The following is a 12,084-nucleotide window of genomic DNA, read 5'->3' as shown; positions in this document are numbered from 1 at the left end:
CCGCCGCCTGGCCACGGACCCGTGGCCGATGACACAACTTTACCGGTATTGGTGAGGATCGCAATTGATATTTTTGTGACGAGAAACCACGGAGCTGTGATGGGGCCGCCATCGCCGACACAACCTCCGTTAAGTATATGAATTAATGCTAATATCGTTGCGACATTGTCGATTGAAACTTCTTATGAGAAGTTTGAAACCAAATGGGGACTCAGCGCGTTTATAAGACGTCGTGCAAATAGCTAACGTCCAGGCATGAAATTAACGATCTGTTAACTGTCATATGTCTCAATTCGGGTATGAACGGCGATCGAGTGCTTCGGTCGTCCGGTTTCACATCACGGTATTTCAAACAGGTGCCGTGAGAAAGGCGCGAATGCCTCGGAGCCCGGTTTCGGGTTCTACAGGACGCGCTGGCTCGCATAGGCGGGCAGGGTGAGATTCCGCAGTTCATCCGTCTCGGGCCGTGCATGGAGACGAGAATGGCAATAGTCGTCGCATTGGCGGACCGTCTGTCTCAGACGCAACGCCGCAAGGGCAGGAAACCAGTCGAGGCACAGATCCTCCTTTTCACGGGCGTGCGTTACGAGCGCCTGACGGAAAGCTCGAAGCGTTCCCCGGCGCCTCGCATTTCGCGGGCAAAGAAATAGACTTATTGCTTCAATCCGAGGGGCCGGCATATTCGTCGCAGCCGGCCTCCGCGAGGAAGTTCCGCGCGGCTGCGTCGAAGCTCGCCTGGGGCGCCAATGTCCTCAACACCACATAGCCTTCCGAACGCGTACTTTCCACGAGAATGGTTTTCTGCAGGTCAGGCGGCAAAGCCTTGCGAAGCTCTGTCAACTGGATCGGCGTTCCGACCAGAATGTCGAGCGCTCCCCCCACAGACGTTCTGTCGTTCATGCTGAAGACCTCGTTCGAAGCCTCGTCATAGAGCGCGACAGACCAGAACGGCACATTGCCCTTGGCCGTCAGGCGGATTGGATTTTCCTCAATGTCGAACGAGCAGACAGCAGTGCGGACAAAAGGGTCATCGTTGGAAAGTCCCGCGGCATCGTCCGTCGACCCAAGCAGGTAGAACTTGTCGAGATCGCCCTCGGAGGCGACGCGGGTGGCGGCGTCCTTGCCGGTAAAGTGCGGCAGCGAAAGAATGATGACGAGGTGCAAGAGTGCCGCCCCGAAAAGTCCCGCGAGGATGGCAAACAGGATCCTAAGCATTGCCGCATCCGGTTTTCTGAAGCTTCGGCATCGCAAGGTCGATAACGCCGGAGCTGCCGGCTGTCGGGGTATCGAAGAGGGTCAGGACGAGTTGGAAGGTACCCGCCGCCGGCAGCGCTAGCCAGTTTCCCGGTCGGGCGTGCGCGGAAATGTCGATCGTGAAGCTGCTGTCGGGCTGCCGCAGCACCGTCCAGGAATTCAGCGCGCCGGGAAGCCCCGGTCGCAGCGAGGCAGGATTGCCGCTATTGTCTGCGGTAAACAGCGTCCAGATGCGGGCGGGCGGCGTCTGCCCCGTGATACGGTAGCTGCAGCCGGCATTCAGCCGGTCGCCGGCGTCATCGACCTTGGCGGTAAACATCAGGCCTTCGGCGTTTCCGTAAAGCAGGCGTCCGGCACGCGCCCGGTGCGATTTCGCATAGGGGTCGGCGCTTTCGGTTTGTAGCTCGGGGAAGGCTTCCCAGGCGCCGAGCTTGATCGCGCCGAAGCCGGCCGTCGCATCCAGCGCGTAGAGCGAAATCATGATCCCGCCACCAAAGGCGATAATCAGAGTCATCGCTATGAAGAGAGGAAACCGAAACACTATGCGCCCTTGAGAAACAAATCAGTTGAAAGGGTTACCACTGATTCTAGCTAGGCGGAATGGTGCAGGGCGGTATCGGCGGCATATCCCGGCCAAAACGGATCAACGCTGGACCATTCGAAAGGCCGACTAATTGTCGATTTTCGATAGCTGGATCAGCGTCCAGACTTTTGGCATCAAGCGATTTTCAAAGATCGGCGCCCGCCGCGACGACTTTTCCGGAAGCTATCAGCGCCCGCACAGATTCGTGCACTGCCTCCAAGCTCGTGTACCGCGGTTTGTAGCCCAGGCGGTTTCGGCTCTTTTCAATTGAGTGGCACGAGCTTCGGATCACGTGCCCACGACTGCTTTCGGCATACTCGCCGAGATCGGCAAGCCATTCTTCAAAGGGCTTGTAAGCGATGCGCGGCTCCTTTCCGAACCAGCGATATGCCGTTTCCGCGTAGCCCCGCAGGGTCACCGCTTGTTCCGATACCGTGTTGAAGACTTCGCCGATTGAAGCCGACCGGTTCTCGATCGCACACATGATCCAGCGAGCCACGTCATCAGCATGGACGTGATGGACCATTTCAAGTCCGAGGTTCGGCAAAACGAGTTCATCGCCACGGGCAATCAGCGAAAAGACTTCCGGATCCGCGTTTCCGATCGGGTTGATCGGATTCCAGCCTTCGCCGACGATATGGCCAGGACGGAAACAGGTCGCGGGAAAGCCGGTGACGTGCGCCTCCCGCGTCAGCCAGGCTTCGCACTCGGCCTTGCCCCTCCCGTAGGCGTCCATCGGATTGGGCGGATCGGTCTCGGTCGAGGGGATCGCAAAAAGGCGGCCATAGACCCAGATCGAGCTACAGAACAGGTAATGGCCAACCTTTCCTCGGAGGGCCTCCACCACGTGCCGTGTACTGGATAGGTCGAACGATATCATATCGACGACGATATCAGGCCTTAGATCTGCGATCTTGGCGCCGAACCGGCCGGCTTTCTCCTCGGCCGCGCGATCGAGCGCGACGTTCTCGATCTCACCCCATGCGTAGTGGGGGCGATAGGGTTTTGCTGTGCCACGGCTCACATTGACGACCTGATGGCCTCGCTCGACAAGCGCTGGCACCAGATAGCTTCCGACGTGGCCACTCCCTCCGATGATGACGATGCGTGACATGATCGGCCTCCCTCGCTCTACGAAGCAGTTACTGCTGATGCCCTTAGTCGGCGCTCGCCACCTTTTGCGCGGCAAGCGGGGGCGCCGCCTTCAGCGCCTGGCCAAGGTCCTTGAGAATGTGCGTGGACTCGACCGAGAGCATCCGGGGGCGGACGAGGGGCGGCGGGCTGCCCTCCGCCGGCTTGGCGGCGGCGACCGTTTTTGCCGTCTTGTCGGGCGGCAGCGGCTGCGTGCCGGGGATCTGTCGAAGCGTGATGCCCTGGTGCGCATAGTCCATGGCACGCTTGAAGGTCATGGCCGGCAGCGAGCCGCCGGTCATCTCGTTGGTCGAGGTATAGTCGTCGTTGCCAAACCAGACGGCGCACGTGTAGTTGCCGGTGTAGCCGATGAACCAGGCGTCGCGGTACGCCTGCGTCGTGCCCGTCTTGCCGGCTGTCAGAATGCCGTTGTCGAGCGCTGCCTTTCGCGCCGTTCCGACATAGGGGACGCGGGACAGCATCTGGTTCATGTAGGTGTCGGCCTTCTCGGAGAGCACCCGCTTGGCGGGCGGCTCGTCACGGTCGAAGTCGTAGAGGACGTCGCCGCCGTAATCGAGGACCTGCGTGATGCCGTGACGGCGCGACTGGTAGCCACCTGCCGGGAAGACGGCATAGGCGGTCGCCTGGTCGAGCACCGTCACCTCGGAGGTGCCGATCGGGATCGTCACGTCGTCGCGCACGGGCGACTCGACGCCGAGGTTCTTCGCCATGGCCCGGATCGGCTGGATGCCGAGCTTTTCCTTGGCAAGGCGCACTGGAATGGTGTTGATCGACTGGGCGATGGCAGTCGCAATGGTGACGCGGCCGGCGTACTTATTGGCGTAGTTGCGAGGGGCCCAGTTGCCCCAGTAGATCGGCGCGTCGACGACGATGGTATCGGGCGTCATGCCGCTCTCCATCGCCACCGAATAGGTGTAGACCTTGAAGGATGAACCCGGCTGCCGCAGCGCCTTGGTGGCACGGTTGAACTGGCTTTCGCCGTAATCCCGGCCGCCGACCATGGCCCGCACCGCGCCGCCGTTTTCGATCACCACCATCGCGCCCTGTTTGGCGTGATAGCGCTCGCCATATTCGCGCAGCGACGTTTCCACTGAATCGTCGGCCGCGCTCTGCAGCCCCATGTCGATCGTGGTCCTGACGACGAGCGAATGCTGGGGGAAGCGCGGCGACAGGCGCATGACCTCGTCAAAAGCCCAGTCGAGGAAGAAATCGGGTGATTCCACCTGGTTGCGGTCGACGACCGTCGCCGGATTACGCCGGGCGGCGATCACCTGGCCCTCGGTCATCAGGCCGCTTTGCACAAGGTTGGTCAGCACCTCGTTGGCGCGACCGCGCGCCGCCGGCAGGTTGACGTGCGGCGCATATTTCGCCGGCGCCTTGAACAGGCCGGCGAGCATTGCGGATTCAGCCAGATTGACGTCGGTGATGCTCTTGCCGAAGTAGAACTGCGCCGCTGCGGCAGCGCCGAAGGTGCCACCGCCCATGTAGGCGCGGTCGAGATAGGTGGAGAGGATTTCCTTCTTGGAGAGGTTGGCTTCGAGCCACAGCGCCAGGAAGGCTTCCGTAATTTTTCGGTCGATCGAGCGTTCGTTGGATAGGAACAGGTTCTTGGCGAGCTGCTGCGTCAATGTCGAGCCGCCCTGTACAACTTCGCCGGCCTGGGCGTTGGTAACAAGCGCGCGGAAGAGACCGATGACGTCGATGCCGAAGTGATCGAAGAAGCGCCGGTCCTCGGTCGCAAGCACTGATTTGATCAGCGCGTCGGGCAGTTCGTCGATAGGCACGGAGTTCTGGTGGATGACGCCGCGATGGCCGATGACGTTGCCATAGCGATCCAGGAAGGTGACGGCGTAGTCGCCGCGATTGCGCCAATCTTCCTTGGTAGCTTCAAAGGCAGGCTGGGCGAGGGCGAGCATCAGGACGGCGCCGACGGAACCCCATGTCAGGCCTTCGCCGGCCAGTTCGAAGACAATGCGCTTCCAGCCGCGAACGCGGAAGCGGCGGAAGAAGATGGTGATGTCTTCCCAGATTTCGGCCGAGCGAAAACCGGCATTCCAGATGGTCGAATCGATCCACGAGTCGATCTTCAAAAGCAGGTGGCGTTGCTTGCGCGGTCGTTTTTCTGGATTGTCCGGATCCGTCACGTCTTATATTCCCGCCCGATCAGTCACTTCGACGTCGGAGGAACCTGACGCCGGACTATGGCAAATCTGCCGACAGTGCCCCGGAGTAACCGGAGCTTGGTGAATCATTGGTTGATTTGGCTGACAAGAACAAGAGAAATGGAAGCTCTCACGCGATTTTGCGCGGAGCTGTTGCAAGAACGGAATGATGGAAGAAGTACCCTTCTGGAAGACGAAGACGCTCGCCGAGATGACGACGACCGAATGGGAGAGCGTATGCGACGGCTGCGGCCTCTGTTGTCTCAACAAGCTCGAGGAGTGGGATAGCGGCGACATCTACTTCACCTCGATCCGCTGCAAGCTGCTCGACGACCACAGCTGTCGCTGTTCCTCCTACGAGAACCGCTGGGATTTCGTGCCCGATTGCGTCCAGCTCTCCAAGGAAAACGTTGACGAGATCGCTTGGCTGCCGCCGACCTGCGGCTACCGGCTGATCAACGAGGGGCGCGATCTTTACTGGTGGCATCCCCTGGTTTCTGGCGATCCCGAGACTGTGCATGCCGCCGGCATTTCGGCGCGCGGCCGGACGATCGACGAAACCGAGGTCAAGGTCGACGACTTTGAGGATTATGTGGTGGATTGGCCGCTGACAGTGGGCGACGAGGCGCAGGCCCAGCAGCCGGAGGCGGCTAAGTAGTCGCTGGCTGAGCGACCGTCTCAAGGAATTCTCTCAGCTCAGCGCGAACATAGTCTTCGATCGAGCCTTGCGGCTCGAAGCCCCACCAGAGCAGGCAGCCCTGCCACTGCGACAGAATCAGCCGTCCGAGCGGCGTTTTGCCTTGGGCGCCGAGGGATCGGTCGAGCGCTGCCGCCAGTGTCTTTCCCCAGGCAGCCCCACGAGCACGCAAGGCCGGGTCGCGCAGATCTTCCCGCAGTACCAGCAGGCCTTCAGCGTAGGACGCGGCATCGTCGCCGTAATCCCTGGAAAGGCCGGCGAGCAAGTTGATGGCGCCTTCGGGTGTCTCGGGAAGAGACTGGATCTGCCGGGTCGTCTCCATGTCCAGCCGGTCCCAGGCGCGCAGCAGGCAGGCCCGCAGCATTGCAGCCTTGGTGCCGAAGCGCTGTACCAGCGTCGAGCCGGAAAGGCCGCTGATCTTCGCCACCGCGCCGAAGCTTGCCGCGTCAGGACCTTCCGAATGGACGAGGCCGAGCACCATGTCGAGAAGCTGTTCGTCGGAAAGCGTACGGGGTCGCGGCATGAAAATTCCTCTTGTGTTCGCGACGAATATGAACGAACGTTCGTTTATATTCAAGTGCAATGGCGAACACCCATTGCGCCTGGTCCAGCGTGGAGGACAAGCACGTGACAGCAGCGCTTTCAGGAAAGATCGCCCTTGTGGCCGGAGGCACGCGCGGCGCAGGTCGCGGGATCGCCTTGGAACTCGGGGCCGCCGGGGCAACGGTCTACGTTACCGGYCGCACGACGCGGGAGAAGCAATCGGAGTATGGCCGCCCGGAGACGATCGAGGAGACCGCGGAGATGGTAACCGCTGCGGGCGGCGAGGGGATCGCGGTTCGCGTCGATCATACCATGCCTTCGGAAGTCGAGGTGCTGGTCGAAAGGATCCGCCGCGAACAGGGCCGGCTCGATATCCTGGTCAACGATATCTGGGGCGGCGAACATCTGACGGAATGGAACAAGCCGGTCTGGGAGCACTCGCTCGACAAGGGGCTGCACATGCTGCGGCTGGCGATCGACACCCATCTGATCACCGCGCATTTCGCGCTGGCGCTGATGGTCGAGCACCCCGGCGGGCTGCTGGTCGAACTGACCGACGGCACGGCCGAATACAACGCCACGCATTACCGCCTCTGCCCATATTACGACCTCGTCAAGACGGGCGCCATCCGCATGGCCTGGGCGCATGCCAAGGATCTTGCGCCGCATGACGCGACGGCTGTGGCGCTGACGCCCGGCTGGATGCGCTCGGAAATGATGCTCGATATCTTCAATGTGCGAGAGGAGAACTGGCGCGACGCGACGTCCGTGCAGCCGCATTTCATCATCTCCGAGACACCGCGCTTCACGGGCCGGGCGGTGGCAGCCGTTGCCGCCGATCCAGAACGCGTCCGCTGGAGCGGCCAGTCGCTGTCGAGCGGCGGGCTCGCCAAGATCTACGGCTTTGACGATGTGGACGGCTCGCGGCCGGACTGCTGGCGGTATATGGACGAGGTCATGGACGCAGGCAAAGCCGCCGACGCTACCGGCTATCGTTGATTCGATCTAGCCGGATGGAATGACAACGAATTGTCTTTGCAGGGTTTTTGGCGCGGCGTTCTGCCATGACTTGCGCACGAGGCCATGCACGAGTTCGTCGCTCGCCTTGCCGTAGAAAAGCCGGGTCGAGCCGCGCAGTCCCCAGCCGCCCGGCACCGCGGCCGTGTCGTCGGGCGCCACCGCCAGCGTCATGTGTTGCTGGTCGGGCGTCAGGCGGACGACGCAATAGTCTTGTTCCGGCACCGTCAGGAATATCTTGCTGCGCACGCGAAAATCGCGCGTGCCATGATGCGCGCTCTCGACCGCCTCCGGCAGGCTTTGCGCAAAGGAAATGAGCTCTTCCTGGTTCATGGCGATAAAATTAGCACATGCTGATGGATGTGGACCAATCAGAAAAACTCAAGCAGTCCGGTGGCTTTGGAAAATTTTCACTTGATAGGAAAATAATCCTTGACGGCGTGACGGTCGTTTGATAGGGTCATGGCATAGTCGGAAAGTTGCGGGCGCGGCGGAGTGCCGAGGCAAAGCTTTTCGGATCTGAAAGCCGGGCGTTCGACCCGGCTTTTGTGTTTCTGGCCGCCATCGATGCTGAAAAGCATCGACGAGAGCCTGCCGGTCTCGACCGTGCGCGCGACGCGCGGTAAGTACCTCAGGGCCGAACCGGTTGCCGCACTCTACGAACAGGGGCGCGTTGCCCATGCCGGGCGCTTCGTCGCGCTGGAAGACCAGATGTGCGACTTCGGCCCGGACGGGCTTTCATCCGGCCGTTCGCCCGACCGGCTGGATGCGCTGGTCTGGGCGCTGACGGCACCGATGCTGGAGGGATACGGAGAACCCCGGGTGAGGGGTGTCTGAGGACTAGCGTTGAGGTTGCTGTTGTGCTGGGCGTGGCGACTGCGGCTCCGGGCGAACTTGACGCCACTCGTTTTCGAGCTGGTCGACGACATGCTGGGGAATGGTCGGCTGATTGCTGTTGGCCGGCTGCTGCATGCTCTCCTCCGAGGCTGGATTTAACGGTGAGTTAATCACTGGCACGGCTTAAACTACGTGTAAATCAGGCGCTTAAACACTTTAAACGATTGAATTAATTTTAATCGATTGAGACGTAGAACGCCGTACCACTTTTTGAGGCTGGTATTATGGTTATCCACATCGACAGGCCCTTCTTTTTCAACACTGTGCGCCATGCGCTCTTTAAGGGAGCGCTTAATCAGCCGCAGGTGGAGGGCATGACCGCGATTCTCGATTTCTGGGAAGCGCGAATGGCTGAGGCCGATCCGCGCTGGCTCGCCTACATCATGGCGACCGCCTACCACGAGACGGCCTATACGATGCAGCCGGTGCGCGAGACGCTGGCGACGACCGACGCAAGGGCGATTGAGATCCTGGAAAATGCCTATGCGTCAGGCAAGCTCTCCTGGGTGAAGACGCCTTACTGGCGGCCAGACGAGGACGGCAAGTGCTGGCTCGGCCGCGGCCTGGTGCAGCTCACCCACAAGCGCAATTACGAGGCGATGAGCTTGCTGACCGGCATTGATCTCGTGGCCGAGCCCGACCGGGCGATGGAGATGGACGCCGCCGTTTCGATCCTGATCGAAGGTATGGTCCAGGGCTCTTTCGCCACTCATAAGCTCGCCGACCACCTGAACGAGACGACGGAGGACTGGGTCAATGCGCGCCGCATCGTCAACGGTACGGACCGGGCGGAAAAGCTCGCCGGCTACGGCAAGACCTTCCTTGCGGCCATCCGTCGCGAACGGCCGGCAGGTGCGCTTGCGCGGTTGAAGGCCTGGCTCCTGCGTGCTATCGCGCGGGTCTTCGGCTAGACGCTCACAGGAGTTCCGCGTGATCCGCCACATCGTCTTCTTCACAGCGCCCGCGGACCAACTGGAAAAGGTGCGCGCCGGCCTGTCGATCCTGACGGCGATCCCGCACGCCCGCCTGCTGGAGATCGGCACCAACATCAAGACCGACCAGCTAGGCACCGATGTCGACCTCGTTGTCTACGGTGAATTCGAGGACGAAGCTGCTCTTGCCGCCTACAAGGCGCATCCAGACTACCAGCGCTCCATCGACCTCGTGCGCCCGATCCGCGAAATGCGGATGGCGGCGGATTACGAGAGCAACACGGCGGTGAAGCGGCCGCTGCGCTGATGCTGCAGCCTGCCCTCCAGCGCGCCAGTTAGGGATGCGGTTGGACGGCAGGCCTAGCCGAGAGCGCTCTGCGCGGCGCAGATCCTGTCGACCAGAGCATCGAGTTCACCCTTCGGTGGACGATTTTTGGCGAGGCGCTGCTTCAGGTGCATGATGGGCTCGGCGAGGATCTCATCCAGGCTTTCAGCACAGGTGAAGTCACCTGCGACCTGCTTGACCTTCGAATTGTCGAAGATCGCAGTCCAGGCCTTGTCGCCGATCAAGGGACCTTCCCAGGCCGGATTATACTTGATCAGGGTGTCGGTCGGCACGTGAACGATCTTGGCCTCGACGCCGAGCAATCTGCCGATCGCCCTTTGGATATCGTTCCAGATATGCGCGCGGTCGGAGGTGATGTGGAAAACATCGCGAAGCGCCGCCTTCTTGCCGAAAAGCCTGACGAAAGGCACTGCGAAATCGACCGAGCGGGTCAGTGTCCAGGGCGTGTGGCCGTCGCCTGCCACGATGGTGGGCTCGCCGTCCAGCATGCGCCTTGCCATGATGTCGCTATCGCCCAACATCATCGGCACACCGGTGCGTACCGTGTGGCTGGGGCGGACGATCGTCCAGGCCAGGTTCTCGGATTTCTTGAGCAGTTCCTCGCAGGCAATCTTGGCCTGGCTGTAGGGCCAGTACGGATTGATCGCCGGTGTCTTCTCGGTAATCACATAGTGACGTGGCGGCTTCTCATAGACCGAGGCCGAGGAGATGAAAATGTACTGACCGCATTGCCCCGTAAACACCTCGATGTCGCGCGCAATCTGGTCGGGCGTGAAGGCGATGAACTGGCATACGACGTCAAAGTTGGCCCTGGCGAGATCCGCGTAGGCGGTCGATCCAAGTTCACCCACGATCGAGGTCACGCCTGCAGGCAAAGGGTCTTGTCTCAGGCGGCGGTTGAAAACGCTGACATCATGACCCTCAGCAACGGCGCGCTCGACGCATGGGTAAGAGATTTGGCCGGTGCCGCCAATGAAAAGGACTTTCAAAGCCATCTGGAAACCTCGGTATCTGACAGGCGGGATCTAGGGTCCCCTTCATAGCGTGAAAGGACCCGGGCGTCTCGCGTAAATCTGGCTAGGCTATGGCGCCCCCAGACGGCAAGCAGGGAGGCCTGCATCTCCCGTCCCACTCTGACAAGCCATCGATAATGTGATGGGGAAAGCGGTATTGAATTTCTTCACGAATGTATGAGACGCATGCTATCTCAGCTGGGCTAGGAGCGATGCTGCATGGTGGTTGTGAGGGCTTTCGGGACGTCGTGCTTGGACCCGAAAAAGCGGGAAATCGAGCGTCTCGCGGCGCTGGAGCAGCTTGACCTCCTCGATACCCCGAAGGACGAAGGTTTCGAGCGCATCGTGCGGCTGATCAAGGAGATCTTCGCGGTCGAGATCGGCCTTGTGTCCCTCATCGACGCGCATCGGCAATGGTACAAGGCATGTTCTGGGCTGGCGGCGGACGAGGTTCCGCTCGAAGATACGTTCTGCCGTTACGTGGTCGACCATGAGGAACCAATTTTCGTACAGGATGCGACCCGCGATCCGCGGTTCGCGCACAACCCGGCCGTAACGGGAGAAAGCCACGTGCGGTTTTACGCCGGGGTGCCTTTGAAAACCAAGAGTGGCCACGTTATCGGAACGGTATGTGCGATCGATCGCCGCCCCAGATCGTTCGGGTCCAGGGATCTTTCTGTTCTCCACGAACTGGCGGGCGTGGCGATGGACCGGATCGAGCTGCTGCAGTCGGCCGCGACCGATAGCCTGACGGGCACGCTTACCCGCCGTGCCTTCCGGCAGGAGGCCGATCAACTTCTGTCGCTTGCCCTGAGACATCAGCATGACCTGTCCTGCATTGTTCTGGACATCGACCGCTTCAAGAGCGTCAACGACACCCATGGCCACGCCGCGGGGGATCAGGTGCTCCATGCGGTCACCGAAACCTGCAAGGCGAGCCTGCGGGCGGGAGATCTGTTCGGCCGGCTCGGGGGAGAGGAATTTGCCATTCTCCTTCCGCATATCAATCGCGAAGAGGCGTTCGCGGTCGCCGAAAAGGTAAGGATGGCGATCGCGTCCCGGCCGATCCGAGGAGCTTTCGGCGACTTGAACGTGACAGCAAGTTTCGGCATTTCGGCGCTTTCGATCATCACCAGGGATATCGAGACGCTGTTGGCTCAGGCCGATGCCGCAATGTACCACGCCAAGCACAACGGTCGAAACCGATGCGTGTCGTGGAACTCTATCGGCGCTGATGGTCCGACTGGTTCGCGCCGTCGCGTCCTGAAAGCGGGGTCCATCATGTTCAACGACCGCCGCTCGACGATCGACTGCACCATACGCTCGCTCGGTACCGACAGCGCCGGGCTCTCCGTCTCCAATTCCGCTGGCATACCTGCGGAATTCGTCCTGATCATCAAGGGCGAGGGTTTCGAGACCAAGTGCCGGATCGTGGCGCAGGACCGGCAAACCATAGAAGTCGCCTTCAAGGCCTGATCGGGCTCCACC

Annotated in this window: 13 protein-coding genes and 1 pseudogene; 7 read left to right on the top strand and 7 right to left on the bottom strand. The window is 61.0% G+C overall.

The annotated features are described in order from the left end of the window. Positions 1-482 precede the first annotated feature (482 nt). The gene (locus AC1DE4_RS16725) at positions 483-650 is read left to right on the top strand and encodes a hypothetical protein (protein ID WP_018860035.1); all 168 of its coding nucleotides are present in this window, start codon (positions 483-485) and stop codon (positions 648-650) included. A gap of 10 nt (positions 651-660) precedes the next feature. On the opposite strand, the gene AC1DE4_RS16720 is transcribed toward AC1DE4_RS16725, so the two are convergent. From AC1DE4_RS16720 to AC1DE4_RS16705, 4 genes are all read right to left on the bottom strand, one after another. Continuing rightward, positions 661-1,215 (bottom strand): DUF1254 domain-containing protein, encoded by a 555-nt coding sequence (locus AC1DE4_RS16720; protein ID WP_018860036.1) that lies wholly within the window; start codon positions 1,213-1,215, stop codon positions 661-663. Beyond that, a complete protein-coding gene (locus AC1DE4_RS16715) occupies positions 1,208-1,795 on the bottom strand; it encodes a DUF1214 domain-containing protein (RefSeq protein WP_025661024.1) in 588 nt (195 codons plus the stop codon). Before AC1DE4_RS16715 ends, AC1DE4_RS16720 begins: the two co-directional genes overlap by 8 nt. 187 nt (positions 1,796-1,982) lie before the next feature. Continuing rightward, the gene (locus AC1DE4_RS16710; protein WP_477882065.1) at positions 1,983-2,951 is read right to left on the bottom strand and encodes an NAD-dependent epimerase/dehydratase family protein; all 969 of its coding nucleotides are present in this window, start codon (positions 2,949-2,951) and stop codon (positions 1,983-1,985) included. 43 nt (positions 2,952-2,994) lie between these two features. Next, complete coding sequence (locus AC1DE4_RS16705; RefSeq protein WP_018860040.1) at positions 2,995-5,133, bottom strand: transglycosylase domain-containing protein; 2,139 nt, start codon at positions 5,131-5,133, stop codon at positions 2,995-2,997. Between the two features lie 187 nt (positions 5,134-5,320). Between AC1DE4_RS16705 and AC1DE4_RS16700 the strand changes: the two genes are divergently transcribed. Beyond that, a complete protein-coding gene (locus tag AC1DE4_RS16700; protein ID WP_169682928.1) occupies positions 5,321-5,809 on the top strand; it encodes a YcgN family cysteine cluster protein in 489 nt (162 codons plus the stop codon). On the opposite strand, the gene AC1DE4_RS16695 is transcribed toward AC1DE4_RS16700, so the two are convergent. Next, entirely contained in the window at positions 5,802-6,371 is a 570-nt protein-coding gene (locus tag AC1DE4_RS16695; protein ID WP_113471199.1) for a TetR/AcrR family transcriptional regulator, read from the bottom strand. The genes AC1DE4_RS16700 and AC1DE4_RS16695 overlap by 8 nt on opposite strands. 104 nt (positions 6,372-6,475) lie before the next feature. On the opposite strand from AC1DE4_RS16695, the gene AC1DE4_RS16690 reads away from it, so the two are divergent. Continuing rightward, on the top strand, positions 6,476-7,390 hold the full coding sequence (locus AC1DE4_RS16690; RefSeq protein ID WP_113471203.1) for an SDR family oxidoreductase: 915 nt from the start codon (positions 6,476-6,478) through the stop codon (positions 7,388-7,390). Between the two features lie 6 nt (positions 7,391-7,396). Here the strand turns inward: AC1DE4_RS16690 and AC1DE4_RS16685 are convergent, their stop codons facing one another. Beyond that, positions 7,397-7,741: an MmcQ/YjbR family DNA-binding protein gene (locus AC1DE4_RS16685; RefSeq protein ID WP_477882062.1), complete on the bottom strand. Its 345-nt coding sequence runs from the start codon at positions 7,739-7,741 to the stop codon at positions 7,397-7,399. 231 nt (positions 7,742-7,972) lie between these two features. Here AC1DE4_RS16685 and AC1DE4_RS16680 point away from each other — a divergent pair. The 3 genes and pseudogenes from AC1DE4_RS16680 to AC1DE4_RS16670 all read left to right on the top strand — a co-directional run. Continuing rightward, a pseudogene (locus AC1DE4_RS16680) lies at positions 7,973-8,245 on the top strand (phage terminase large subunit family protein); the annotation flags it as partial. A 284-nt stretch (positions 8,246-8,529) separates the two neighbouring features. Beyond that, entirely contained in the window at positions 8,530-9,216 is a 687-nt protein-coding gene (locus AC1DE4_RS16675) for a hypothetical protein (protein WP_192241193.1), read from the top strand. A 19-nt stretch (positions 9,217-9,235) separates the two neighbouring features. After that, positions 9,236-9,544 carry a Dabb family protein gene (locus tag AC1DE4_RS16670; RefSeq protein WP_018860049.1) on the top strand — a complete coding sequence of 103 codons (309 nt, stop codon included), beginning with the start codon at positions 9,236-9,238 and terminating at the stop codon, positions 9,542-9,544. A gap of 53 nt (positions 9,545-9,597) precedes the next feature. On the opposite strand, the gene AC1DE4_RS16665 is transcribed toward AC1DE4_RS16670, so the two are convergent. Then, positions 9,598-10,578, bottom strand: a complete 981-nt coding sequence (locus tag AC1DE4_RS16665) for an SDR family oxidoreductase (protein WP_477882060.1) — start codon at positions 10,576-10,578, stop codon at positions 9,598-9,600. 237 nt (positions 10,579-10,815) lie between these two features. Between AC1DE4_RS16665 and AC1DE4_RS16660 the strand changes: the two genes are divergently transcribed. Next, positions 10,816-12,072: a sensor domain-containing diguanylate cyclase gene (locus AC1DE4_RS16660; protein WP_113471196.1), complete on the top strand. Its 1,257-nt coding sequence runs from the start codon at positions 10,816-10,818 to the stop codon at positions 12,070-12,072. The last annotated feature ends 12 nt before the right edge of the window (positions 12,073-12,084 follow it).

The sequence above is a fragment of the Rhizobium sp. 10N414 genome, from assembly GCF_056394785.1.
This window is presented reverse-complemented; position numbering and strand designations above follow the sequence as displayed.

Coding starts and splice junctions, on each gene's coding strand:
- AC1DE4_RS16725 (WP_018860035.1), top strand. CDS start 483: ATGGCAATAGTCGTCGCATTGGCGGACCGTCTGTCTCAGACGCAACGC.
- AC1DE4_RS16720 (WP_018860036.1), bottom strand. CDS start 1,215: ATGCTTAGGATCCTGTTTGCCATCCTCGCGGGACTTTTCGGGGCGGCA.
- AC1DE4_RS16710 (WP_477882065.1), bottom strand. CDS start 2,951: ATGTCACGCATCGTCATCATCGGAGGGAGTGGCCACGTCGGAAGCTAT.
- AC1DE4_RS16700 (WP_169682928.1), top strand. CDS start 5,321: ATGGAAGAAGTACCCTTCTGGAAGACGAAGACGCTCGCCGAGATGACG.
- AC1DE4_RS16695 (WP_113471199.1), bottom strand. CDS start 6,371: ATGCCGCGACCCCGTACGCTTTCCGACGAACAGCTTCTCGACATGGTG.
- AC1DE4_RS16685 (WP_477882062.1), bottom strand. CDS start 7,741: ATGAACCAGGAAGAGCTCATTTCCTTTGCGCAAAGCCTGCCGGAGGCG.
- AC1DE4_RS16675 (WP_192241193.1), top strand. CDS start 8,530: ATGGTTATCCACATCGACAGGCCCTTCTTTTTCAACACTGTGCGCCAT.
- AC1DE4_RS16665 (WP_477882060.1), bottom strand. CDS start 10,578: ATGGCTTTGAAAGTCCTTTTCATTGGCGGCACCGGCCAAATCTCTTAC.
- AC1DE4_RS16660 (WP_113471196.1), top strand. CDS start 10,816: ATGGTGGTTGTGAGGGCTTTCGGGACGTCGTGCTTGGACCCGAAAAAG.